This window comes from Paenibacillus sp. FSL R5-0713, from assembly GCF_037973325.1.
Lineage (GTDB): Bacteria > Bacillota > Bacilli > Paenibacillales > Paenibacillaceae > Paenibacillus.
The window spans coordinates 5,544,246-5,568,607 of sequence record NZ_CP150229.1 but is presented as its reverse complement, the minus strand read 5'-3'; the positions used below and the strand labels follow the sequence as shown (position 1 = coordinate 5,568,607).

Below are 24,362 nucleotides of genomic sequence, written 5' to 3'. Positions count from 1 at the left end.
TGCCCCAGTAGTAACCGAAGTACCGGATCAAATTGAGATGTCTGGTAAGTCTGAGTACCTCCCTAATACGTACACTGATCAATATGGTAATTCAGTAATTCAAAGTAAAATTATTAATCCTCATATTGCAAAGGTTCAATCAACTGAATTACAAGGTATAAAGTCTGTTATTAAAAGTCTTCAATTAACTTCATCAAAAACAGGAGTGAAGATAGTATCGAAAACGGGAAGACTAAATTCAGAGCTATATAAAGCTGAGTATAACGATAAATATGGAGAAAATACAGATCACGAACCTAAACCTAAGCATAAAACACTGTATCATACACCCCTTGATATCACATGGCGAGGAAAACTTGTTGAGCAAAAGAAAATTCGTATCACGGGAACCCAACGATTAGCTATAAATGAAGAGGCTTCTCTTAAAGGAGAAGTTGCTACGATGAACTCTGGAGATACTGATTACGGAAATTGGATAGATATTTCCACTCGTTCTGGCGTGGTCTGGAAATCGGATCAGCAAAGCATAGTGGATGTTAATTCCAGTGGAAAGATTAAAGGCGTAAGCCCGGGAACCGCTACAATTTCTGTACGTTGGAAAAGCGACGATTCATATCAATACGATCTTATAGCTTACCTAAAAGTCACGGTGGGTGATGGGGCAGCCCCACCAGGGGGAGTCGCTGGCTGTACATATACCATCAATCCACCGAATGAGGTAGCCGCGCCCGAAACTGCGTTTATGGACCCGGGGGCCCAGGGGCATATTCTGGCGGATGACCCAACCAACGGCATTCATTTTGATGCGACACGCGGGATACCGACTTCGGAGCACCTGTATGCCAATACGTGGGCGATGAATTATCTGTTTCAGCATACCTTTGGCAAACAACAAGGCACGATTACCTATGATTGTACCGCGGAACTTACGTATGCCCGGACCTGGAAGGTGGAGCAGCCTGATCTACCGGGACCGGATGGCACGACTATCCCCCAACCCGATACCGAGGATTCGGATACGGTCGACGTCACGTACAGGTTCAGCTTTGACCGAAACTATAGCTACTGGAAGATCAATAACGTCGAACTGTATTCGATTGAGCAGGCCAAGATGGAGAATTATGCTCTCCCGGATGGAAGTCGAATTACGCTGTATCCTCAAGGATATACCCCACCAGACCTGGAGATGGAGCATGACGAAGACGTGGAGATTCATGTCATGCCGCAGGAAACAGGAGAAATCAGCTATGTACCTGAAGTGCTGGCAAGCGATGGATATGAACCACTAGAAGTACCGGATGATACTGAACTGCTGAAAGGTATGGCAGAAGGTCAAACGGGGCCACCCGATGTGAAAAATGATGCATTGGACTTTACCTGGGAGGGTTCGACGACAAACGTCATGGATGGCAGCACCGTCGTTGAAAATGGACCGGATCCGACGCAAATCCCGGCACCAACGAAGATTGGCTCGTATAAAAATACCGGGGAGCAGGTGTTGTATGAAGATCGGTTGTTGATTCCCCGGACACTCTTGAATAAAGCGGATACGGAGTCCACAGGAGAAATCCAATATGCCCTCCATCCAATCACCTTGGGAGGCAGTGGAGGAAAAACGTTCTCTGTCGATCCAATCAACACCGTCACCGTCCATACCCCAGTCGTGAACTACTCGCTTGTCTCGGATGATCAGCCACATAACCAGAAAACGGTGCCGAACATGAACCGGTCTGCGCTCATTTTGGAGCGACCATTCACGGTTCGCATCCCGACCAGCGGACAACATCTGGATGCGGGGACCTACCCGGGATATGGCGATCGAGATTACGCTAAATATTATCGAATCAAACAAGTCCGGTTTCCATTTGACGTCTACAGTGCCGACCGAACGCAATTTTATCCGCGAAACACGTGGATCGACATCCAAGTACCGGTACTGGATACCACCTTCTATCTACCCGTGTGGGTAGATGAGGGAGACTACCAGGTGCAATTCCGCAATATCGCTGAAAATGCCCCGTCGCATTTTAGTACCGAGCCAGAGATCGACGCCCAGCCCGATGCCAACACAGACCTGTACTACCACGCCGCTTCGGACGAAGTATCTGTGGAGGTGATTGGGCGACTATACGACTTTGAGATTACGGATATCGCCGATTATAACTGGGAGCTGGTCTTCCGCCGTTTCAAAAATAGCCTGGCGCCGACCTGGATCAGTTACTGGACCGGCACGCAGGATATCGACGGAGACAAGCGGGGGAACAAACCCCAGTTTACCGTCCCGATTCGCCCAGGCAGTCACCCATTGCAAGGGTATCAGAATGTGGCGGTGAAAACGGGATATCACTTCAAGTTTGATTTTAAAACGAAAGGCAACATGTTCGGCCCACGAGACGGCATTCGTCTCACGCCAACCTTTGATTTTGTGAGTAAGGATGGCAGTACACGTGTGCCCGTGGATCTGTATTACTCCACCAACCAGCGTAACTTTATTCGCATCGGTTCGACAGAAGATCAAGTGAAGCGATTCGTGATTCTGAATGATCGGCTACGTCAAGTCCCGTCCGAGCAACTACGAGATACAGCGACGTACAAATACAACCGATATGGTGAAATTCACCCGGGGATGATGAGTGAACGAGCATATCAGGAGTATTACCGAGACAAATTCACGAAAATGAAAACGCCGGTAGGCGGATACAGCCTACTCTTGATGCCAGAGCAGTTGCGAACATTTATTGGTCCGAAAACAAATATTCCAACGACCGCCAGTGCCGATGTCCTGCGTGCGAATGCAGCCATTCAACAGTGGTACGGGGAATACAGTCTGCCCGCCGAGCCCTATGTGGTGCAAGCGGGAACGAACCTGGCGGAGTATGGACGTAGGCATGGGGGACTGGATGCTAAATCGCCAATCTTCTTGAAGGATGGGTATATCGTCGTGAACTTCAACTTCGAGTCTATTCGGGAGGGAAATCTGGCGGCACCGCATCTGCAATATATCCATGCTCCGCTGATGAATCAATGGTTACTGGAAGGATTCCAGCGTGAGGTCGAGGATAGCTACGGAAACAGCTTTACGTTGCGGGACGGAGACGTGGTCTTCTACCATGCAGATCGCTCTAGCCGCGATGATTTCAGTGCACAGGTACCGCATTAAGGTAATATTAAATAGTGGAATGATCGAAGAAAGCTATTTATTGAGCATTCTTCGATCTGCTTCGCAATAATACAACGATAAAGTGAGGGATGGTCATGTCCCGGATAATTAAGAGTGTCGTACTTGCTACAATAATCTTTGGGATATTAGGAGGGTGTTCAGGAGTGAATAAAGAAGATCAGGATCAAGAAATTATAGACCGCTCGGAAGCAGTTGCTATCCAATTTTTAAAAGACTCTTATAATTTGGAGGTGACCATTACAAGGAGACAGATGCTCCCTAAAATGGCTATGGCTCGCGTGACAATTTATGGTTATGTAACAGGACATAAAGATCAGCATTTTAATGTCTCGGTAAATTATGAATCAAATGAAGCGGAATTACTCTCGTTCAGCAAAGAATTTCATAATATGCTTAACAAACGGGGATTCGACCCCTATAACTGATTTATTTTTTTGTTTATGTTAGGGGTGTTAAGAGTAAGGGGAAGTGTCTATGACTCTATTCTATTTGGAGGTCGGCTTTAAGAATGAGTAAGGATAATAGTGGAAAAAACAAAATAGAGCTAACGGATCAGGTTTATCAGAAAATGTCTGAAGCAGCTTATAGTGATTATGTAACAGGAGAAGAAATTAGAATACTCCCTGGATGGGAAGTGCTAGACCAGAAACATAATTCATCGGGTATGGATGCGGTAACTTTTTATAATCCTGATACGAAACAAGCGGTCATTGCTTTCCGAGGAACGGAAGGCTCCAGCACTTGGGATAGAAAAGCTCCTGATTTAAAAGCGGATGTTCTAAATATAGGTCTTCCTGAAGTGGGAGCTACGGTTGCTAGAGAATACTATCCGTGGCCTGAATCTTGGAGAGAGGGTGTTCAAGCTACCGAAGATGCTTTAGGGATCACTTGGCTCAATAACTTGTTTGGGGATACGGGCAAAAGTATAGATAAAGAGTTCGGACCCGATAATCAGTTGTACGAAGCAGAAGATTACGTGAAAGAGATGCAAAGTAAGTATCCCGATGCAGACTTTACACTTACGGGGCACTCATTAGGCGGGGCAAATGCACAATATGCAGCGGTGTATACAGGACTGGACGCAGTCACGTTTAGTGCGCCTACTGTCGTGGCATCGTTAACACCAGAAATGCGTAGGAAAGCAGAAGAAGGTGCTTTCGATCATCAGGTAACTAACTTCATTCATCCTGGGGATTTCATTGCAAGTGGTATGCTCGGAGGATATGAGAGGCACGTGGGTTCAACTCTCGTAATTGATCAAAATTATGACGATTTTAATGCCGGTTACGGTGCTGTGGACAAAGTAAAGGATACACTGGGTGGTCCTGGATATCACGATATGAAACATTACAATTTCGATGACGAAGGGTATATCGATAATACCTTGTATGATGAAATTACGGGAGAACGAGTGAGTTACTCACCGCGAAAACCTTCGGATCATAACATCCTGGATCATGCACGTGAAGCGTGGGATACCCTCTCCAAAGGTTTCAAGTCGGTGGTTAACGTTGTAGGTGGGTACTCGGCAGGAACCATCGAGGTAACGCCAGAGGAACTGAAGGAGATCGCGGGGAAATGGAGTCGCCAAGCACAGGATATGAGCCGTACCTTTGAGCGAATCCAACGGAACTTTTTTGAGTACACCGAGAGCAGTTACAGTCAACGGCTTGTGCCGATTGTATGGGATCTTCAGATGAGTATTAAGCAGTTAGATGAATGGCATCTGGAACATACATCGGATCTTGTAGATTATATCCAGAACAAGGCAGATCTATTTATCCAGGCCGATAGTGGAACATTAACTTAACGAACATGTGCAGAAAGGCAGGAAGATGTAAATGAGTGGAAGCAGTATAGCTATGGATTTGGATCAGTTATTACAGGCAGAACAAGAGTTGGATCTTATCCTTAGCGAATTGAGAGAAAACGAGAGAGAAGCACGTGTATTGTATGGGAAGTTGAACACCTGGAAGGGACAATCAGCAGATAAACTTCGAATCAAGGTGGAAGTATTCTTCCATCAGTTGGATAATCGGACACAGTTACTCCTTAAACAAAAACAGGAAATGTTAGATGCGATTAAGAGAATAAAGGATGCAGACGGAAGTTATTGATTGTGTATTGAGATTTTAATTTTACATAAAAATCAGTTTTTTTTAATAAATTGACTAAAGCTTAAAATATTAATCTAATCCAAAATAATAAATTATTATTATGAATATCTAAAAATGCCACCTCACGTAATAGTGAGGTGGCATTTTTTTGCTACGTTTGTTGCTTCTACAACTCCAAAAATCAATAACCCGGTGCCTTCATCCAATTATCTTCGAGAACGCTTTCAGATAATAATCCCTTTGACGATAATCAACAGAAAGAGGGAGCAGATGAAGCGCTTTCGCATCTAGCGGATTCACGTCATCTGAGACACTCGGAGAAGATGATGCTATGGGTTGAAGAGCATTTCAGATATGAGATCAGATTGGACCAGATAGCGGCAGATATTAACCTGTCCAATTCGTATACTTCCTGCATTTTTCATCAAGAGACAGGTAGCAACATTACGAACTACATTGCAGTCGGAAGGTTGAAAAAAGCCCATTTTCTCCTTGAAACAACAATACTTTCGGTGGAGGACATTGGCAGACGTGCCGGGTTTCCGAATGGCTCATATTCTCCCAGTTATTTCGCCAATCTACGGGAACAACCCCACTGCAGTATCAGCAACAATTTGAACGGAGCAGTAAGCTTGAATTTGGATTGCGAAAAAATAGCGTTATTACGTACCAATATATAATTAGTATTCACCGTTTGAATTAAAAAAATCCCGGATGCGGATTGCACTAGCTAGTTGCTAAATGCGATACTCCACCTCCGGGATTGCACATCAGGAACTTCAAGTTATATAAACAATATGGATTTCTCAAAAGGTTATAGCCACTTATCAGCCCAACGTTCCACAGCGCTTAGTGCTCTCCCCAGTTCCGTGCCTTTTCGTGACAACATATATTCAGTCCGAACTGGACGTTCAGTGACCACATGGCGAACCACAAGTCCTTCTTCCTCCAATTCCTTCATTCGCTCATTTAACACACGTTTGCTCAAGTCAGGGATATAAGCGTGAATCTCACTGAAGCGTTTGGGCTCCTCCATCAATGCATGAATAATGAGGGCTACCCATTTTCGACCAATGATCTGATAAGATTGTTCCACTTTTGTGCATATTTGCTTGGCATTCTCATCATCGCTCATGATTGTACTCCTTTGATTTAGTATTGCCTGTAATATCATTAGTATACTTATTGTAACCCACTTGTCCACAGGCCATATGTGTAAAATGTCACATACCAATTGTTATTAATCTTACCACATAAAGCGTTATCATCAAATAAAAAGCCTATAAACACTGGAGTTCACAGTTTCGACACGATTATTGACGAATTGTGACGACAGGTGTAATATGGGTAACGTTAATTCAAAAGGTTACAATTTATAACCTAAATACAGGTTGTGGAGAGAAGGAATGTTCCATGGTTAAATTCAGGTGTGTTATATAAACGGAGGCAAGGCGGGGACGACACCCACTTATTCCGTCTTTTGTCATGCTTGGATTTGAACATTTTGCAACATCATATACTATACTGCACAGATCACAGGAGGCACTCCAATGGATGCAATGACATTTGTCCTGTTCGGGGCAACAGGCGATTTAGCCAAACGTAAGATTTACCCTGCATTATATAACTTGTACATGGATCAGAAAATGCCGAAATCCTTCTCCGTTATCGGATTGGGACGGCGTGAATTGTCGGATGCGGACTTTCAGGCAAATGTAGAAAAGTCACTTCATGAATTCTCTCGTCAGACCCCTGAAGAAGCATCTCAGGTTCGTGATTTCATTGGCGCTTTCCGTTATTGTTCTTTAAATAATACGAAGCTTGAAGATTACACCAAATTGTTGGAACTCGTTCAACAGCGTGAACAAGAGCTTAACATTCCCGAAAATCGCATGTTCTACATGTCGGTGGCACCGGAATTCTTTGAGCCGATCGCATTGAATATTCAAGAAAGTGGCTTGGGTAACACCAAAGGCTGGAAGAAACTGATTATTGAAAAACCTTTCGGACACGATCTGCAATCGGCTCGTGATCTGAACGAGAAATTGAGCAATACCTTTGCGGAAGAAGAGATCTATCGCATTGACCATTTCCTTGGGAAACCGATGGTTCAAAATATTGAGACGCTCACCTATGCGAATCCGGTAATTCAGGCGTTGTGGTCCAACCGTTATATTGCCAATGTACAAATCACGGCAAGTGAGACGGTGGGCGTTGAAGAACGTGCCGCGTATTACGACCAAAGTGGTGCGCTTCGTGACATGTTCCAAAACCATATGCTCCAGTTGCTGATGATGATTGGTTTGCATCTGCCAAAACGTTGCACACCGGAAGAAATTCAATTCAAAAAGCAAAAAATTGCTGAAGCACTTCGTCCTTTGACGAAAGAAAATATTGCCTCTGAAGTTGTTCGAGCGCAATATGCAGCAGGCGAGCTGCAAGGCACATCGGTAGTTGGATATCTGGACGAGCCTGGCATTCCTGCCGGATCTCAGAACGAGACCTATGTTGCCGCAAGATTGTGGATCGATGATCCATTCTGGAGCGAGGTTCCATTTTATATCCGTACAGGTAAACGCCTGGCTGAGAAATCCACGAGAATCGTTGTTGAATTCAAATCGCCACTCAAAACAGGTCATGAATCCGAGAACACAACGGAACCTAATCTGCTTACGATTGAAATTGGCCCGGGAGAAAGTATTTCCCTTCAATTAAATGCGAAGAATCCATTGAACCATGGTGAAGTGGAGCCGATGCATATGACCTTCAACTCCGGCAAACGTAACATCCCTGAAGCGTATGAGAATCTGATCTTTGACGCTATGCGTGGTGATTCCACCTTCTTCGCTCACTGGAACGAAGTGGAGCTGGCATGGCAGTGGGTTCAACCGATTCAAGAAGCATTCGAAGCCGGCAGCGTGCCACTGGATACGTACAGTGCAGGTTCGCATGGACCAGAGTCAGCAGATCGCCTGACAGCAGCAGACGGTTACCGTTGGTGGTAAGTGAAACGAAGAAGTGAGCACAGAGATAGGGGCGGTATAATCCGCTCAGCTCACGGATGGACATACATTTTGCACAATCCAAATACGTCTTCCAAGTTAGCATGATGTAGAACGACAAGCTTCTATGCGCCTAGAGCGTTTGTGCTTGGAGCGAACTGATTGATGAAGCAAAATGCTGATATATATGAAGTATTTATATGAATTATACCGTTCCAATTTTGCATAAGCCCTTCCGGTTATGTGACCGGAAGGCCGTGAAAATTTTTAAATATAGATTAGCGGACGCACTGGATTTTTTTGCCTAAGTAGCGACGTAGTGTAGGGGACGGAATCGATTCTGTAGAAGCAAAGCGTTCGCCTTTGTATCCAAATTTCATCAATTTAAAGCTTGATGAAAAGAAATTTAGATACAACAGCGATCGAAAGAACGATCCGTAACCGGAACGATTGCTGCGAAACGGGAATGTAGTCTGGCGCTCTGCAACAAAGATGAAATTTAAACATTGTTCATAACAGGAGGATTTTAAAATGAAACTTGGACTAATCGGATTAGGAAAAATGGGATTGAACCTGGGCAGAAACTTGATTGATCACAACCATGAAGTGGTTGCTTTTGACCTGAACGCTGAAGCAGTAAATGAAATGAAAGAATACGGCGCTACAGGTGTATCTTCATACGCAGAGATGGTGGCTTCGCTCGAATCCCCACGTGTATTGTGGATCATGGTTCCTCACAACGTGGTAGATGCTGTATTGGCTGAAGTTAGCCCGTTGTTGTCCAAAGGAGACATCATTATTGAAGCGGGTAACTCCCACTACAAAGAATCCATCCGTCGCTACGAAGAGATGAAAACCAAAGGCATTCACTACATGGATGCAGGTACATCTGGCGGTATGGAAGGCGCACGTAATGGGGCATGTTATATGATCGGTGGAGACCCTGAAGCTTGGGCTATCGTTGAGCCGGCATTCAAAGATACTTCCGTAGAGAACGGCTACCTGTATGCTGGTAAAGCGGGCAGCGGCCACTTCCTGAAAATGGTCCACAATGGTATCGAGTACGGTATGATGGCATCCATCGGTGAAGGTTTTGACGTATTGGAGAAAAGTGGATTTGATTTCGACTTCGAACAAGTAGCACGCGTATGGAACAACGGTTCTGTTATCCGCTCTTGGTTGATGGAGCTGACAGAACGTGCCTTCTCCAAAGATGCAAACCTCGATGAAATTAAAGGCGTAATGCACTCTTCCGGTGAAGGACGTTGGACGGTAGAAACGGCATTTGACCTTCAAACCGCTACACCGGTAATCGCTTTGTCCTTGCTGATGCGTTATCGTTCCCTGGAGACAGACACATTTACAGGTAAAGTGGTAGCGGCATTGCGTAATGAATTTGGCGGTCACGCTGTAGAGAAAAAATAATTTTATATATAACTGTTAACATATGATGGACATCGGGTAATAACTTATATCGTGTTTACGAATTCATCAAGTGGAGGGAACATATCATGAAATTTTTCTTGGATACAGGGAATGTGGAAGAAATCAAACGGATCGAGCGTCTGGGTCTGGTGGATGGAGTCACGACTAACCCGTCTTTGATTGCCAAAGAAGGTCGCGTATTTAAAGAAGTCATTCAGGAGATCTGTGGCGTTGTTAAAGGCCCGGTCAGTGCTGAAGTTATCGGTCTCAAAGCCGAGGATATGTTGAAGGAAGCTTATGAAATTGCAGAATGGGCACCGAATGTAGTTATTAAACTGCCGATGACCGAAGATGGGCTGTATGCTTGTCATGAGTTAACGCAAAAAGGGATTAAAACCAATGTCACGCTGATCTTCTCCGCAGCACAGGGCCTGATGGCAGCGAAAGCTGGTGCAACCTACATCAGTCCATTCGTTGGGCGTCTGGATGATATTGCGGTGGATGGCATGAAACTGATTCGTGATCTGCGTCTTATTCTGGACATGTATGATCTGCCTTCCGAGATTATCGCAGCAAGCATTCGCAATATCAAACACGTCGAAGATGCAGCCCTTTCCGGTGCGCACATTGCCACCATTCCAGGTTCGCTTCTGCCGACACTTTGGAAGCACCCACTGACGGACAGCGGGATTGAACGTTTCCTGAAAGACTGGGAATCTGTACCGAAATAAATGGCTACCAGTGCCCAAGTCTTTGGGCGGTCTGAACATAAAACCTTTCGCTTTGCAGAGGAATCTGCGGGCGAAAGGTTTTTTTTAACTCGGTTTACGTAGTTTCCGATTTCCGGTTAGATTTAGCCAATAAGAATTACAGTACTTGTCTCATTAATGTCGTTGTTACTTTCTGGTCCAGTGTCCACGTACTGTCCTTCTTTTTCAGGACAACGGTGCATAAGGTTAACTATAGCCTATAGCTCATCCCGCAGGGGAGGGACACTTCGATGATGAGAAGAAAATGGCGAAGCCGGAAACGCCGTAAGCCGCCAAGCGGCAAGCGCAAAATGTGGTTGATCATTTTATTGGTCACTGCGTTTTGTTTGATGCAGGGCTTTGCTTATGTAGATAAGAAAATGAAGCCCCCCATCATGCACTTGGCCAAGATCAGAGTGAAGCAGATTGCGACCGAAGCGATCAACAAGGCGATTACAGCACAGGTTGCAGATGGCAAAACCAACGAAGGATTGATTGACTGGAAGACGGATACCGCCGGGAAAGTGTCCGGTTTCATGCTGAACTACAATGAGCATATGCGAATCACCGCAAGTACAATGAATATTGTGCAATCCACGCTGCAGAATGTACACATGTTAAAAGAAAAAATCCCGCTGGGGCAGGCGCTGGGAAGTCCGGTGATGGCTTCATTTGGCCCGAGTATACCGGTTCGTATTGAGCCCCAAGGCGCTGTCAAAGTGGACCTCAACACCCGTCAGCAAAATGCGGGGATTAACATGATTTTGGTGGAAGTGTACATTCACATCATTGCTGAGGTCGCCGTCGTGGTGCCCTTCGACATGGAGCCCGAAACGGTCGATACGGAAATCCCGATCTCATACCTTCTGGTTGTCGGGGATGTGCCGATGTATTATTACGATAATCAGGGCAAGCCTGTAGGCAGTAACGGAAGTAATGCCCCAGCTATTGCGCTGCCACCAGGCCATACGGGTGTATCAAGCGGTAATGGAGTGACTGCGAATCCCCCTAGCCAGAACCAGCAACAGACACCGTCAGACCCTTTGCAAGGGAACGAACTTGAACAATTTGAACCGGATGATCTGCCTGATGTGAATGGGGGCGTACAGTCTAACAAGAGCGCGCACCCGTAATACAGACTAATTTTTAGTAAAAGACTTTAAGTACAAAATGAGAAAAGGGGCCTCTATTGAAGAGGCCCCTATTTCGAATGTTCATCGTACTCCGAGCGGAAATGCTTATATTGACATATGCTCGTCTCACTTGCTTTTCTTATTCTTCTGTTTGCGTTCTTCCTGTTCCCAATGTTTCAGCTGTGGATAAGGGTCGAACGACCATTCGTGCAGTCCACTGTCACGGTAGATCCCATAGTGCAGATGTGGAGGGAATTTGCCCTGTGTCCCAGGTTTACCGTAACCCGAACTGCCGACCCAACCCACAACCTGACCTGGAATAACAACTTCACCGATGCGTGCACTTTTGTCAAAACCCGAGAGATGGGCGTAATAGTGATAATGATTGTTCAAATCCCGGATACCGATGCGCCAGCCTCCAAACGGATTCCAGCCTTTAATCTCCACGACCCCATAACAGGTGCTACGCACTGGCAGACCATGTGGAGCGAAGATATCCGTTCCCTCATGAATGCGATAACCGCCCCAGCTTCGTTTTGTCCCCCAGGTGCTGCGATAGGAGTAATTGGTTCCGAGCGGAACCGGGAAGGCGTGTCCAAACAGATCCAGATTGTCAAAATGCTCATATAACTTCGCGAATTGCTGTATCCGTTGCACAGCACGGGAGTTGTGATAATATTCCCACAGGGCGATGTTGAAGTCCTCTTGCTTGTTTCCGTAACCCTGAATGACCGAAGCCATGCTGTACAGCACATCCTGATCATTGTTAGCATCCGCTATACCGTCTCCTGAACCGTCACGTCCATATCCTTTGAAAAAAAGAATGGATTCCGGATGTTGATCCGTCTCATCAGGATTTAGCCATCCTCTCCAGGCCGGAGGAGTCATGAAAATACCTGTAAGCCGCTCCGGATGCTTGCGATCCTTTGGATGTGCGCGAGTAATTGTTCGTTCATACTGATCAATTGCGGCTAGCCTATACCAGGGAATCTGAGTCATCTGACCGATGGTCTCATATAAATGGCGACGTGCAGCGAAAATTTCTGCGGGTTTTAACTCGGTGGCCTGTGGTTTCGGAGTAGCCCCGACAGGTTCACTGTAGACGTCAACAGATAAACATGGGAGAAGCAGCGTACCTGCAAGTAAGGTTTTGATCCAAAATCGGTACGTATGCCTGGAGGTCAAGCGTTGTTGCACTGGGAAGCAGCCCCTTTCCAATAGAATGATACAAGGTACCCGATGAACCAAGCTAAAGGTTAGCGTTCTTCAAAAGTTCTCGTTTTATCCATGTAAGCACTTGGGATGAATCGAATGAACCAAATTGTCCATATCGGGCATGAATGCACAAGATGTGACAAATGGGGGTTTTTCCAACGCTTTCATGGTATAATATGTTCCGAGCAACAGCCTAACTTCAGTTAGAAAGAAGGTTTATGCATTGGCAAAACGTGTTAAAGAACCGAAGCCGGATTGGATTCGGATCAAATTGACAACCGGCGATAACTATCAGGAAATGAAAACGATGATGCGTTCCAAAACGCTGCATACGGTATGTGAGGAAGCGCGGTGTCCGAATATTTATGAATGCTGGGCCAATCGAACGGCCACTTTTATGATATTGGGCGATATTTGCACAAGGGCATGCCGTTTTTGCGCGGTGAATACAGGCTTGCCAACGGAGCTTGATTTGCAGGAACCAGAACGTGTGGCGGAAGCAGCAGAGCAGATGAATCTGCAACACTGCGTCATTACAAGTGTAGCCCGTGATGATCTGAAGGATGGAGGAGCTACAATTTTTGCAGAGACAGTTAAGGCCGTACGGCGGCGGTTGCCATTGTGCAGCGTTGAAGTGCTCATTCCAGACTTTCTGGGCGATCGGGAATCTTTGCAGATTGTAATGGATGCCAAACCGGACATTCTGAATCACAATATTGAGACGGTTGAGCGGTTGTCAGACAAAGTGCGTGCCAAGGCAAAATATAAACGTTCACTGGAATTGCTTGCTCGTGCCAAAGAAATGCAACCTAACATCCCAACGAAATCAAGCATTATGCTTGGTGTAGGTGAGGAATATAATGAAATTTTATCAACCATGGATGATCTTCGTGCGGTAGACTGTGATATTATGACGATTGGTCAATATTTGCAGCCATCCGAGAAACATCTGTATGTTGAAAAGTATTATCCGCCAGAGGAGTTCGCTGCATTGAAACAGGAAGGATTAAAACGTGGGTTCAGCCACGTCGAGTCCGGCCCGATGGTACGCAGCTCCTACCATGCGCATGAACAGGTGAAATCGGCCACCAAACATGCTGAACAGGCGGCAACACACGCGTGATGGAGGATACCGGATTGGAAGAAGAAAAAAGCACAGAACAGATTCAGGACCAACTCCAGGAGCAGATCCAGGAGCCAGTTCAAGAATCTGTTGTTGAATCGGTTGAAGAAAAGCCCAAAGAACCGGTCATTGTACAGATCGGCGGCAAAAACTATGAAATCGTCCAGAACCACAAAGAGGGTTGGAATCCAGAGGTCTTCCGTGATCGTTACAGTGAGGTGCTGGAGCGTTATGATTATATTATCGGAGACTGGGGTTATAGCCAGTTAAGATTAAAAGGTTTTTACCGTGATAACCATCCGAAAGCGACGAAGGATTCCACGATCGCCAGTATGGTGGACTATATCAATGAATATTGTAACTTTGGTTGTGCGTATTTTGTGCTCCAGAAGAGCAAAGATCAGCCTCAAGCCAAAGCAAAAAGCGGTTCCTGAGAAGGACCGCTTTTTTGGTGTCTTTATTTTAGTCAAGAAATGCCGTGCGAACCCGGTTCCAGAATGGATAAGGACGGAAACGCGCGAAACTGACCTTGTGACTGGATACCTGACAACGGACGGATATCAGATCCTCCACCATCACATTCACATGATCAATCGTCATCAATAACCGCTGATCCTTGCGGGAGAAAATATCACAATGATGGTGCTTGGGCAAAATAACCGGTGAACCAAGTGTCCGATAGACCCGGTTATTAATTGAAGCAATCTCCGCAATCTGAATAGCCTCGATGGTCGGATGAACCATTGCACCGCCAAGGGCCTTGTTGTATGCCGTGCTGCCTGAAGGCGTGGATACACAGATTCCATCGCCACGGAACATCTCGAATGTCACGTCGTTAATATCGACCTGGGCCACGACGGTACCGTCTACACCTTTTAACGTAAATTCATTAAGAGCGATGTAAGAGGAATTCCCCGACTTTTTCCGAATCTCAAGCTCCAACAGCGGATATTGGACAATGCGTGGTTTGAGACGCTCCGGATCTCCCTTGCCACTCATCAGCCTGACTAATTCCCGTAATTCTTCCTTCTTCCAATCGGCATAAAAGCCGAGATGGCCTGTATGAACCCCAACAAAAGCAATATCCGGAATACGGTCGATGAAATTGTGAAATGCCTGCAGCATCGTACCATCGCCCCCGATGGAGATGACAATCTCCGGCGATTCTGCATCCAGCTTGAACCCTTCTTCCTTCGCCAGCGCATGAAACTGCTGACTGAGATCAATCGATAACTGGTCTCCGCGGTCTTGAACATAGTATCTCAAGATGAAAGCTCCTTTGTGGTCATTATACTACCGATGATAATCAATTCCGCGGAAGAACACAACGTTTGGAAGCATATTCAGTTAAATATAGATGAATGAGCGACTTATTTTTTGACATGTCGTCTTGGCTTGAAGATATAACTTAATATCGTAAGCAATAACAACAACATAATGATACTCGCAAAAACAATGACCCCCGTCAGGACGATCAGTCCCCAGTCCGGTGTATACGTCGATAACGATGGGATTACACCAGGCTCCATGAGAACGGGTGAAGCGGAACGCCCCATCATGGGGGTCCACAATAGCAGGACCAGCACAGGTGCGATTAGCGCATGAATCGCTCTGGCAAATAAAAAGGGACCATATCTCATGGGGGTGTTGCTAAGAATACTCATAATCTGTGCATGGACGGATAATCCGCCCCAGGAGAGAACAAAGGCTGCTGCCGCCACTTTATATATCAGTGGAATGGAAGTGCTGACACCTCCGGCCTCTTTGGCCCCCAGTGTGACTTCAAATAGCCCCCCGACCAAGCTAGGAGATAAGGATGGAGGAAGTCCGCTATATCTAAGCAGTTGCTCGGTTATGCCGTATAATCCGCCAAGCCAACCGGTCTGTACAAGCAACTCCATTATGACCGAGAAGAATACAACCAGTCCTCCTACGATAATAATAAGGCGAAGGGATGAGGAGACGGCGTGGCGCAGCAGTTCACCGAATACCCGTCCGTCAGCCTTTCTTGCCTCATGCATTGCATAGATGGCCCGGACCAGTCTGTTTCTAGGTATTTGCTCCGATGGAGATGCAGAAGAGATGTCTGGCTGTGAGCCTTTCGCTGTACCCCCGTGAAAACGCATGAGCATACCCACCAGAAAAGCTGCAGCGTAATGACTTGCAACCAATAGCGGAGCAATGGCGACATTATGGAAGAACCCAACCGATACGGCTCCAATCATGAAGATTGGATCGGAGGATGTGGTGAAGGCAACGAGCCGTTCTCCTTCTTCCCGGGTAACCAGCTTTTGTTCCCATAACTGTGCGGTCAGTTTCGCCCCTGTAGGATAACCGGATGCACAGCTCACGGCAAATACAAAACCACCGCTTCCGGGAACACGAAACAATGGACGCATCAGTGGATTCAGCAAGGTACCCAGAAAATGAACAATGCCAAAGCCGAGCAGCAGCTCGGACAGCACCAAAAAAGGAAAAAGGGAGGGAAACAATACGTCCCACCAGATGGACAGTCCGCGTACACCTGCATGCCAGGTTTCCGCTGGATACAAGACCATTAACACACAAAGGATCAGGAGAGCGAGTGTGACCAGGACATGGGTGAGTCGTTGTGAAGCAGCCATGAATTCTTCTCCTTTACTTTTGGAATGGTCGGTGTGCGGAAATCTGTGATGCTATTGCCATCAATATATGAAAAAAAGTGGACAAACAGTACAAAATTATACGTAGAAAGCGCTTGCAAAAGTGGCTGTGTTTTTGAGTGATGTGTGCTAAAATGAGAAAAACGCCTGAACGTCACCTAATTGTCTCCAAGGTGGAATTCAAATCGGATGGAGTGATGATCATGAGTCTTGTCACCGGAATCCTGGTCTGTGCTTTTGTATATGTGATACGTGCCTCGCTAGTACGCTCTGAGGAAGAGGACTGGCGGAGTTATTAATGGAATATCTAGTGCGCCAACCTATGTGGTTGGCGCTTTTTTTGTGTTAGGTTCCGAAGAAGGTTCTATATACAGATGGCAGGGGAGGCGTCCTGATGATTTCATGTTATATAGGACTTTTTGGTTTTTTTTGATAGAATGGAGATAAAGGCTTCTGTGGCCTGGATATTGTTACTGTTTTCACAATGTTCACGGAACGTGTAATATATGGCAAAATTCGACATCAGAAAGGGGAATCAGACGAATGAATCCCAGTTTGAGTATTTATGACAATCTTGGCGGTGAGAAAGGTGTTCGCGCACTGGTTGAGGCCTTCTATCCAATCGTTCAGCAGAACGAGCAACTGGCTCCGCTTTTCCCGGAAGATATTCAGCCGGTTATCGACAAGCAGTATATGTTTTTGTCTCAGTTTTTTGGAGGACCAGGGCTTTTTTCCGAGGCGTTCGGACATCCGATGATGCGTGCCCGTCATATGCATTTTGAAGTGACCGTTGAACGGGCTGAGGCTTGGCTTGCATGCATGGATCAAGCCTTAACACAGATCGGTGTGGAGGAGCCTTTGCACTCGTTTATCCTGCAGCGTTTATCCGGGCCTGCACATCATTTTGTGAATACACCGTAGTTCCGAATATGATTATAAGCGTACGGGAGAGGGATGGAATAGATTGGAATTAGAGCCGCTATATAAGGTGAAAGTGACTTGTCATTATTGCGAAACCGAGTATGACACTTCACGGGTAAGACCGAGTTTGAAAAGGCCCTACCGGACAGATTCAGATTTTTGTGCTTACTACAAGCTGGAGAATCCGGATTTTTATGTGGTTCGCATCTGTCCACAGTGCGGGTTTGCTTCCACGGAGAACGCAACGGAGCATTTGAATGATGCTCAACGCAAGGCTTTTAAGGAACAGATCGGTAATCGCTGGGTAAAACGTGACTATAGCGGAGCTCGGACACTGGACCAGGCGCTGGCTACGTACAAGCTTGCCTTGCTGTGCGCACAGGTTATCCAGGAGAAAGACCGTGTCGTCGCTGGTCTGTTACATCATATAGCTTGGTTGTATCGTTATATGGAGGACCATGCACAGGAACATCGCTTTCTCGAATTTAGCCTTGAAGCTTATGTGAAGGTGTTCGAACGGGAGGGAACGGGTGGCAATGAAGCCAAACTGTTGTATTTGCTCGGGGAATTGAACCGCAGGGTAGGACGGTTTAATGAAGCAGTGCAATGGTTCAGCAAGGTCATTCATGACAAGCGGATCACCGATGCGGCCATGATTCGTGCTTCAAGGGAACAATGGGCCGTGCTGCGTGAACAGATGATCTCCGGTAAGATGGAGCTGCCTGAAGAGATGCTTGAAGCAGACAAAGAGGCTGCGAAGCGCAGCCCCCTCTAGATTGATCTTACATTAGTTACGGACAGGACGGCTGGATAACAAATAGTCACTGTCATTGTCGATCACGGTCATGCTGGTATTACAGCAGGGAAAGACGAGTAATTTCTTTTTGCCTTCGCGGATGCGCACAAGCTCTTTCGGTTTGAGGGGGAGCAGCACGTTGTTTGCGTGACAGTAGGGACATTGCTGTACATAGATGTCTCCCATCACAATATCGTAAGGCCAGCTGTTCTCAAAGGGAATCATTCTTGTTCGCCTTCTGGTGCGGAAGGTTTGGAGGCTTCTTGTTTGGCGAGTTCCGCAATCTTCTGCATTAGGATATGTTGGGGCATGTGCATCAGATGTTCCAAAGGTACGCCCAAGGATTCTGCTAATTTGACGGCTGTATCAGCCGATACTTGTAAAGGTTTCATACGTTTACCTCCTGAAAGTTACTATAAGTATTTCTCTAGTATAGAGATACAGTGAACAGAAAACCAGTTTTTAATTCAATCCTAACCATCCAATTTATAGAGAGAGGTGCCTTATTAAATGAAAACGCCATTACACCCCGTATGGGATCTGGAGTCCATTTTTAGTGGAGGTTCTTCCTCCGAGACATTCGCTGCGTATCTGATTGAACTGGAAGAGGATGTACGTAAACTGCAACAACTATTGAACGAAACACCTGCACCGACTTCATTAGAAGAGACGGCAGCTTTTGATCCCATTTTGGAACTGCTGCAAAGCTGTTATGTCCGCATATCAGAAGGTTCTGCGTTTGTATCCTGCCTCTCATCGCAAAACCAGAAGGACAAGAAGGCAACCCAGCTTCAGGGGGCCATCAGTTCTATTGCTGCGATGCTGAACGGCAGCAAATCGAAGTTCGATAATACACTCAGTCAGACGTCAGATTCGGTGTGGGACGCCTGGATTGCTCGGGAGGATATTCAGCCGCTTGCATTTGTACTGAACGAGAGTCGCACGTTGGCTCGTGAGAAGCTGTCGCCGGAACTTGAAGGTCTTGCACTGGATCTGGGTGTGGATGGTTACCATGGTTGGGGCAAATTCTATAACACGATTGTCAGCAAGGTGAACATTCCATTTGAGCAAAATGGGGAAACGGTCATGCTGTCGGCAGGGCAAGCTGCCAACAAGCTGAGCGATAGTGATCGGAATGTACGCGAGACGGTATTTGCAAACTGGGAACAGGCTTGGACGGATGTCGAAGATTTCTGCGCAGACACACTGAACCACCTCGCGGGATTCCGTCTGAAGTTATATGAGAAACGTGGCTGGCATGATATCCTCAAGGAACCTCTGGCCATCAACCGGATGTCCCGTCAGACACTGGATACGATGTGGGATGTAATTAATGGTGCCAAACCTGCACTTGTTCAATATCTGGAGCGCAAGGCAGAACTGCTCGGGGTAGACAAGCTCAGTTGGAGCGATGTAGACGCCCCTGTAGGTAAGTCGAGTGGCAAAATCACTTACGATGAGGCAGCTATCAATATCGTTGAACAGTTTGCCAAGTTCAGTCCTAAGCTCTCCTCGTTTGCAGAGATGGCTTTTGAGAAACGCTGGATTGAAGCTGAAGACCGCCCCGGCAAGCGTCCGGGAGGATTCTGTACATCTTTGCCACGTAGCAAAGCAACCCGAATTTTCATGACCTTCTCCGGGACACCGTCTAATGTGTCGACTCTTGCGCATGAACTTGGTCATGGATATCATCAACACATTATGGAAGAGTTGCCTGCATTGAATCAACGTTACGCGATGAATGTGGCTGAGACAGCGTCCACGTTTGCTGAATTGATTGTAGCAGATGCCCTTGTGCAGGCGGCAACAGATGAGCAAGAGAAGCTGGCTTTGTTGGAAGACAAGATACAGCGAAGTGTGGCTTTCTTTATGAATATCCATGCCCGGTTCCTGTTTGAGAATCGTTTCTATGAACAACGCAAAAAAGGCCTGGTTAACGCGGATGAACTATCCCAATTAATGGTGGATGCTCAGCAGGAAGCGTTCTGTGGTGTACTTGCATCAGATCATCCACATTTCTGGGCATCCAAGCTGCATTTCTATCTGACAGGTGTGCCATTCTATAACTTCCCATACACGTTTGGGTACATGTTCAGTGCGGGAATCTATGCGAGAGCACAGCAAGAAGGCACAGCATTTGCAGATAAATATGATGATTTGTTACGAGATACAGGGCGTATGACGGTCGAAGAACTTGCTCAGAAACATCTGGGTACAGACCTGACACAACCGGAATTCTGGCAAAATGCTGCGGACTTGGTTATTGCCGATATTGAGCAGTTTTTGCAGATGACAGCACCCCAAAAATAGGTTGAATGTAATAGGTTGAATATATATGAAAGGCTGCAATTCCGTGTTAACAAACACAGGATTGCAGCCTTTTTTTGTACAGAATCCTTATTTTTGATTCTCAAATATTTTGTCGCAAATGAACGAAAAAACTCACTTTAAGGAAGGGGAATGGCAATTAATTGCGCAATTTATAGTTAAAAATACCCAAGTTTGCCGTTGTTTGTTGAACATGCGCAAATGATGTCATATAATGAGCCGTAAGTCCTTGTTACATAGGACTATAAGCATGTAGGAGGAGTGTTATTATGAAAATCGACCAGCTTTCATTAGCACGTCAGTTAGATTTAGTATTTAAAGAGCTTGATCATGAGTTGTCAGGGTTAGATTCAGGAGTAGTTTTTGTGCAAATACGAAACAACGTAATTGGGAAGTTCGGTATTCGACATAATCCGATAACTGGACGGGATGGGCAGATGGATTTGGAAGAGAAGGGACTAAACGAAACCCAGAGAACTTCTTTCCGGGCGATGGCACTGGAAACTTTGAAATTCAAACGCAATTGGACACATGGCGAAATATCGTACGACTTCACAGTAAGACAAGGTATGATTCTGGTAGATGCAACAATGGAGTCCAATTACAATATGGCGAGTCTCATGATTCGTTACCCTAGAACCAATACATACAAGGATTCTGATATGGAGTCGACCTCATAATTCGTTACACAAGAGAAAGCGGCACTTCCGAAGAAGGCCGCTTTTGGATTCTGCTTAGCTCAAGCAATAATTACGAGCTTACGAACGACCCGATAATTGCTGCTCAGCGATTTGCACCAGACGTTTAGTGATGTATCCACCCAGAGAACCTGTCTCACGGGAAGTATAGTTACCGTAGTAACCATCTTGTGGAATAGTTACACCCAGCTCTTGTGCAGCTTCCATTTTCAATTGTTGCAATGCTGCAGTTGCTTGGGGAACGACCAGGTTGTTGGAGCGGCTACCGCTACCTTGGTTTTGACCTCCGTACATATGTGTCACCTCCTTATGGGTTGGTGATGTTAGTATGGTTAGAGAATAAGGAAATATACATGATATGGCGTAAGGAAATATATGGTTAATTATTGGTGCGCGGATCACATAAAAAAGCCGACCCAATGTGGGTCGGCAAGTTGTACATGGTATCGAAATATATGTTGATCAGCTCACTTAGTCTGTAGGAGGTATAACCTCAATACGTGTAAATAGCTCAACAGGCTGTTCCGGTTCCAGGCGAATCAATCCCGTCTGTTCATCCGATAAATCCAAATTAGGTGCATCCGGAAGCCAAGTGTACGGTTCAATGCACAAAAACTGATCGGATTCCCCTTTGGTGAAGAGAACCCAGTGTTTGAAAAATGTTTCATCTGCTGAATATTTCAGCGTATATCCATCTTGCCTCCGTAAGTAAGCCGCAGCCGGTTCACCTTCGGTAGCTTTCAACAGCGTATCCCAGTTACGTCCCTGCAAGTTGATGCCTTCGTTAAGAGCAGACCATTCACCCAGGGATTCCAGCTCACCTGTTGGTAGTTGTTCTTCATTCTGACCGTATATTCCGGAAACAGGAAGTTGCAGTGTCCAATCGGCAGGTTTGCCGTCTAACAAAAACCATGTATGATAGCCCATCCCAAAAGGAGCAGGCGTTGAGCTCAGATTGGTGACTCGCAGACGCTGGCTAAATACAGCGTTTTGCAGACTGAACGTCATCTCAAGTTTCAGAGGAATCGGGAATTGAGCCATCCAGTGTTCTTCATTTTCAGTCAATAATTCGGTCGTAATTGCACATCCGTCTTCATCTTCCTCGATATCACTGACACACCAGGATTGGGTACGGTGGAGACCGTGAATATGGTTGTCATTTGCCGTGTTCTGATCGAACTGGTAACGGACACCTTCATATTCGAATTGTCCCCGATGAATGCGTCCTGGTGGAATCAGGAGAGGAACGCCAAAATGGTACGGCTTCTGCAGATAAAAGGCAAGATCGTCTTCATCCGGACGGCGGACGATATCCCTGTCCTGCACTAAATCCCGAATAGAAATAATGTTATTTCCAAGACGTGGCAGCAGGGTGATTTCCAATTCACGGCTATGTAGGATATACGTGTCGTAACCATTCCATTGGCCTTTGGTCACTTGTTTCATATCGATGCTCCTTTTCCCACTTGAAATCTGTCTGCGAGCAGTTGTAATGATTGGACTGCTGCAGGCGTGTCATTGTGTACATGCCAGCTATTTCCTGCGCTGCTTCTTGTGAAGCAGGCATGTTAATAAGCAATTCCATCATAACAGATTTCGGTGTCTCGGGTAAAAAAGTTCAACTCATTTTGACATTCGCGCCTGTGCGCATTAAGATGGAACTCTAAAGGTACGTATTCAAATTGAATGATATAAATCGATGACAGGGATAAGTAGGCCAAGAGAATTCTCTTCAGAAAGCCGGTGGTTGATGCGAACCGGTGTGAACTCTTTACTGAATGGACCCTTGAGTGTGGATTTGAACAGGTTAAGCCAGAGGCGGGCTTGCCTCACTAGAGTCTGCCGTATAATCCACGTTACGGAACAATGAAGGCGTTTCTTCAGCTTGACTTGATTGAGGGTCAGGGGCAATGGAAGAAAAGCGAATAAGGGTGGCACCACGGTCTCACGTCCCTTGCGGATGTGGGGCCTTTTTGCGTTCGCAGAGAATGGCAGGAGCTTTTTATATACAATCAGGGAGGCGTTATGTGCAATGAAAACAGTACTTTCAGGTATTCAACCAAGTGGTAAGCTCACATTGGGCAACTATATTGGTGCAATCAAAAATTTTGTAAAACTCCAGCATGACTATCAATGTCATTTCATGGTGGTAGATCTTCATGCCATTACCGTGGCTCAAGAGCCAGCAGCATTGCGTGAACAATCGGAAGCGGTAGCTGCGCTGTTTCTTGCAGCAGGTATTGATCCTTCGAAATCTAACGTATTTCTGCAATCCCATGTACCGCAGCACGCCGAATTGGGCTGGTTGATGACGACGCTGACCTCCATGGGTGAGCTTGAACGTATGACTCAGTTTAAGGATAAATCATCCGGTAAAGATTCCGTTGGTGCCGGACTGTTCGTGTATCCATCATTAATGGCGGCTGATATTTTGTTATACAATGCTGATCTTGTACCAGTAGGTGAAGACCAGAAGCAGCATCTGGAGCTGACACGTGATCTGGCTGGGCGTTTTAACCACCGTTATGGGGAGTACTTCACCATTCCAGATCCGTATATCCCACAGGTAGGTGCACGGGTAATGTCACTTGATGATGCCTCTTCGAAGATGAGTAAAAGTAATCCTAATGCCGGCAGCTATATTGCCTTGCTGGATCCGCCGGATGTCATTCGCAAAAAGATCAGCCGTGCCACTACAGATTCGGGACGTGAAGTCGTCTATGATCCGGCAAACAAACCGGAAGTTAGTAACCTGATGAGTATCTACGCGGAATGTGCGGGTATGACGCTTAAGGAAGTAGCTGAGCGTTATGAAGGCAAGATGTACGGTCCGTTCAAAAAAGAACTGGCTGAAGTGGTTGTGTCTGTTATCGAACCGCTGCAACAACGATATAATGAGATTCGCGAGTCTGGCGAATTGGCCGATGTTCTGGAGACGTCAGCTCGTCGTGCAGAAGAAGTTGCTTCTCAAACGTTGAATGCAGTGAAAGAACGTATGGGGTTTGTTCCTAGACGTAAACTGTAGTGCTGCT

The 24,362-nt window shown here is 46.1% G+C and carries 24 protein-coding genes and 1 other annotated feature; of the genes, 16 read left to right on the top strand and 8 right to left on the bottom strand.

Features of this window, described 5'->3' with window-relative positions; all coding sequences use genetic code 11:
- Window positions 1-442: 442 nt before the first annotated feature.
- The 4 genes from MKZ12_RS24775 to MKZ12_RS24760 all read left to right on the top strand — a co-directional run bounded on the left by MKZ12_RS24775 (window position 443) and on the right by MKZ12_RS24760 (window position 5,298).
- A complete protein-coding gene (locus MKZ12_RS24775; protein WP_339257277.1) occupies window positions 443-3,160 on the top strand; it encodes a DUF5704 domain-containing protein in 2,718 nt (905 codons plus the stop codon).
- 164 nt (window positions 3,161-3,324) lie between these two features.
- On the top strand, window positions 3,325-3,606 hold the full coding sequence (locus MKZ12_RS24770) for a hypothetical protein (RefSeq protein ID WP_339257275.1): 282 nt from the start codon (window positions 3,325-3,327) through the stop codon (window positions 3,604-3,606).
- 83 nt (window positions 3,607-3,689) lie between these two features.
- Window positions 3,690-4,991 carry a hypothetical protein gene (locus MKZ12_RS24765; RefSeq protein WP_339257273.1) on the top strand — a complete coding sequence of 434 codons (1,302 nt, stop codon included), beginning with the start codon at window positions 3,690-3,692 and terminating at the stop codon, window positions 4,989-4,991.
- A gap of 31 nt (window positions 4,992-5,022) precedes the next feature.
- Window positions 5,023-5,298, top strand: coding sequence for a hypothetical protein (locus MKZ12_RS24760; protein WP_076210997.1), 276 nt, complete (start codon window positions 5,023-5,025; stop codon window positions 5,296-5,298).
- A gap of 814 nt (window positions 5,299-6,112) precedes the next feature.
- Here MKZ12_RS24760 and MKZ12_RS24755 read toward each other — a convergent pair.
- Window positions 6,113-6,433: a helix-turn-helix domain-containing protein gene (locus MKZ12_RS24755; RefSeq protein ID WP_036605715.1), complete on the bottom strand. Its 321-nt coding sequence runs from the start codon at window positions 6,431-6,433 to the stop codon at window positions 6,113-6,115.
- Window positions 6,434-6,848: 415 nt separating this feature from the next.
- On the opposite strand from MKZ12_RS24755, the gene zwf reads away from it, so the two are divergent.
- The 4 genes from zwf to yunB all read left to right on the top strand — a co-directional run bounded on the left by zwf (window position 6,849) and on the right by yunB (window position 11,607).
- A complete protein-coding gene (gene zwf, locus MKZ12_RS24750; RefSeq protein ID WP_339257271.1) occupies window positions 6,849-8,303 on the top strand; it encodes a glucose-6-phosphate dehydrogenase in 1,455 nt (484 codons plus the stop codon).
- Window positions 8,304-8,831: 528 nt separating this feature from the next.
- Window positions 8,832-9,725 carry a phosphogluconate dehydrogenase (NAD(+)-dependent, decarboxylating) gene (gene gnd, locus MKZ12_RS24745; RefSeq protein ID WP_339257269.1) on the top strand — a complete coding sequence of 298 codons (894 nt, stop codon included), beginning with the start codon at window positions 8,832-8,834 and terminating at the stop codon, window positions 9,723-9,725.
- An 86-nt stretch (window positions 9,726-9,811) separates the two neighbouring features.
- A complete protein-coding gene (fsa, locus tag MKZ12_RS24740) occupies window positions 9,812-10,456 on the top strand; it encodes a fructose-6-phosphate aldolase (RefSeq protein WP_036605718.1) in 645 nt (214 codons plus the stop codon).
- A gap of 269 nt (window positions 10,457-10,725) precedes the next feature.
- Window positions 10,726-11,607 carry a sporulation protein YunB gene (yunB, locus tag MKZ12_RS24735; RefSeq protein ID WP_339257267.1) on the top strand — a complete coding sequence of 294 codons (882 nt, stop codon included), beginning with the start codon at window positions 10,726-10,728 and terminating at the stop codon, window positions 11,605-11,607.
- Window positions 11,608-11,733: 126 nt separating this feature from the next.
- Here yunB and MKZ12_RS24730 read toward each other — a convergent pair whose 3' ends face one another.
- The gene (locus tag MKZ12_RS24730; RefSeq protein ID WP_339237596.1) at window positions 11,734-12,804 is read right to left on the bottom strand and encodes a M23 family metallopeptidase; all 1,071 of its coding nucleotides are present in this window, start codon (window positions 12,802-12,804) and stop codon (window positions 11,734-11,736) included.
- A gap of 241 nt (window positions 12,805-13,045) precedes the next feature.
- On the opposite strand from MKZ12_RS24730, the gene lipA reads away from it, so the two are divergent.
- Together lipA and MKZ12_RS24720 are read left to right on the top strand one after the other, a co-directional pair.
- Window positions 13,046-13,945 carry a lipoyl synthase gene (lipA, locus tag MKZ12_RS24725; RefSeq protein ID WP_253440726.1) on the top strand — a complete coding sequence of 300 codons (900 nt, stop codon included), beginning with the start codon at window positions 13,046-13,048 and terminating at the stop codon, window positions 13,943-13,945.
- Between the two features lie 14 nt (window positions 13,946-13,959).
- Window positions 13,960-14,379 (top strand): YutD family protein, encoded by a 420-nt coding sequence (locus MKZ12_RS24720; protein WP_339257266.1) that lies wholly within the window; start codon window positions 13,960-13,962, stop codon window positions 14,377-14,379.
- A 28-nt stretch (window positions 14,380-14,407) separates the two neighbouring features.
- On the opposite strand, the gene MKZ12_RS24715 is transcribed toward MKZ12_RS24720, so the two are convergent.
- Both MKZ12_RS24715 and ylbJ read right to left on the bottom strand, forming a co-directional pair.
- Window positions 14,408-15,211 (bottom strand): NAD kinase, encoded by an 804-nt coding sequence (locus MKZ12_RS24715; protein WP_036673293.1) that lies wholly within the window; start codon window positions 15,209-15,211, stop codon window positions 14,408-14,410.
- A 104-nt stretch (window positions 15,212-15,315) separates the two neighbouring features.
- On the bottom strand, window positions 15,316-16,569 hold the full coding sequence (ylbJ, locus tag MKZ12_RS24710) for a sporulation integral membrane protein YlbJ (protein ID WP_339237590.1): 1,254 nt from the start codon (window positions 16,567-16,569) through the stop codon (window positions 15,316-15,318).
- 152 nt (window positions 16,570-16,721) lie between these two features.
- Between ylbJ and MKZ12_RS24705 the strand changes: the two genes are divergently transcribed.
- The 3 genes from MKZ12_RS24705 (at window position 16,722) to MKZ12_RS24695 (ending at window position 18,283) form a co-directional block, all read left to right on the top strand.
- Window positions 16,722-16,886: a hypothetical protein gene (locus MKZ12_RS24705; RefSeq protein WP_253440723.1), complete on the top strand. Its 165-nt coding sequence runs from the start codon at window positions 16,722-16,724 to the stop codon at window positions 16,884-16,886.
- A gap of 244 nt (window positions 16,887-17,130) precedes the next feature.
- Entirely contained in the window at window positions 17,131-17,508 is a 378-nt protein-coding gene (locus MKZ12_RS24700; RefSeq protein WP_036605723.1) for a globin, read from the top strand.
- Between the two features lie 43 nt (window positions 17,509-17,551).
- On the top strand, window positions 17,552-18,283 hold the full coding sequence (locus MKZ12_RS24695) for a DUF2225 domain-containing protein (RefSeq protein ID WP_339237587.1): 732 nt from the start codon (window positions 17,552-17,554) through the stop codon (window positions 18,281-18,283).
- A 12-nt stretch (window positions 18,284-18,295) separates the two neighbouring features.
- On the opposite strand, the gene MKZ12_RS24690 is transcribed toward MKZ12_RS24695, so the two are convergent.
- Complete coding sequence (locus MKZ12_RS24690) at window positions 18,296-18,529, bottom strand: hypothetical protein (RefSeq protein WP_110002373.1); 234 nt, start codon at window positions 18,527-18,529, stop codon at window positions 18,296-18,298.
- A complete protein-coding gene (locus MKZ12_RS24685; RefSeq protein ID WP_017692379.1) occupies window positions 18,526-18,696 on the bottom strand; it encodes a YycC family protein in 171 nt (56 codons plus the stop codon). Before MKZ12_RS24685 ends, MKZ12_RS24690 begins: the two co-directional genes overlap by 4 nt.
- A 118-nt stretch (window positions 18,697-18,814) precedes the next feature.
- On the opposite strand from MKZ12_RS24685, the gene MKZ12_RS24680 reads away from it, so the two are divergent.
- Entirely contained in the window at window positions 18,815-20,614 is a 1,800-nt protein-coding gene (locus MKZ12_RS24680) for a M3 family oligoendopeptidase (protein ID WP_339257263.1), read from the top strand.
- Window positions 20,615-20,898: 284 nt separating this feature from the next.
- Complete coding sequence (locus tag MKZ12_RS24675; protein WP_339243206.1) at window positions 20,899-21,312, top strand: O-methyltransferase; 414 nt, start codon at window positions 20,899-20,901, stop codon at window positions 21,310-21,312.
- Between the two features lie 78 nt (window positions 21,313-21,390).
- Here the strand turns inward: MKZ12_RS24675 and MKZ12_RS24670 are convergent, their stop codons facing one another.
- Window positions 21,391-21,624 carry an alpha/beta-type small acid-soluble spore protein gene (locus MKZ12_RS24670; protein WP_105601328.1) on the bottom strand — a complete coding sequence of 78 codons (234 nt, stop codon included), beginning with the start codon at window positions 21,622-21,624 and terminating at the stop codon, window positions 21,391-21,393.
- A gap of 177 nt (window positions 21,625-21,801) precedes the next feature.
- Entirely contained in the window at window positions 21,802-22,776 is a 975-nt protein-coding gene (locus MKZ12_RS24665; protein ID WP_339237574.1) for an aldose 1-epimerase, read from the bottom strand.
- Window positions 22,777-23,020: 244 nt separating this feature from the next.
- Window positions 23,021-23,288 (top strand) — a binding site (T-box leader).
- Between the two features lie 74 nt (window positions 23,289-23,362).
- Here MKZ12_RS24665 and trpS point away from each other — a divergent pair.
- Window positions 23,363-24,355: a tryptophan--tRNA ligase gene (gene trpS / locus MKZ12_RS24660; protein ID WP_339257261.1), complete on the top strand. Its 993-nt coding sequence runs from the start codon at window positions 23,363-23,365 to the stop codon at window positions 24,353-24,355.
- The last annotated feature ends 7 nt before the right edge of the window (window positions 24,356-24,362 follow it).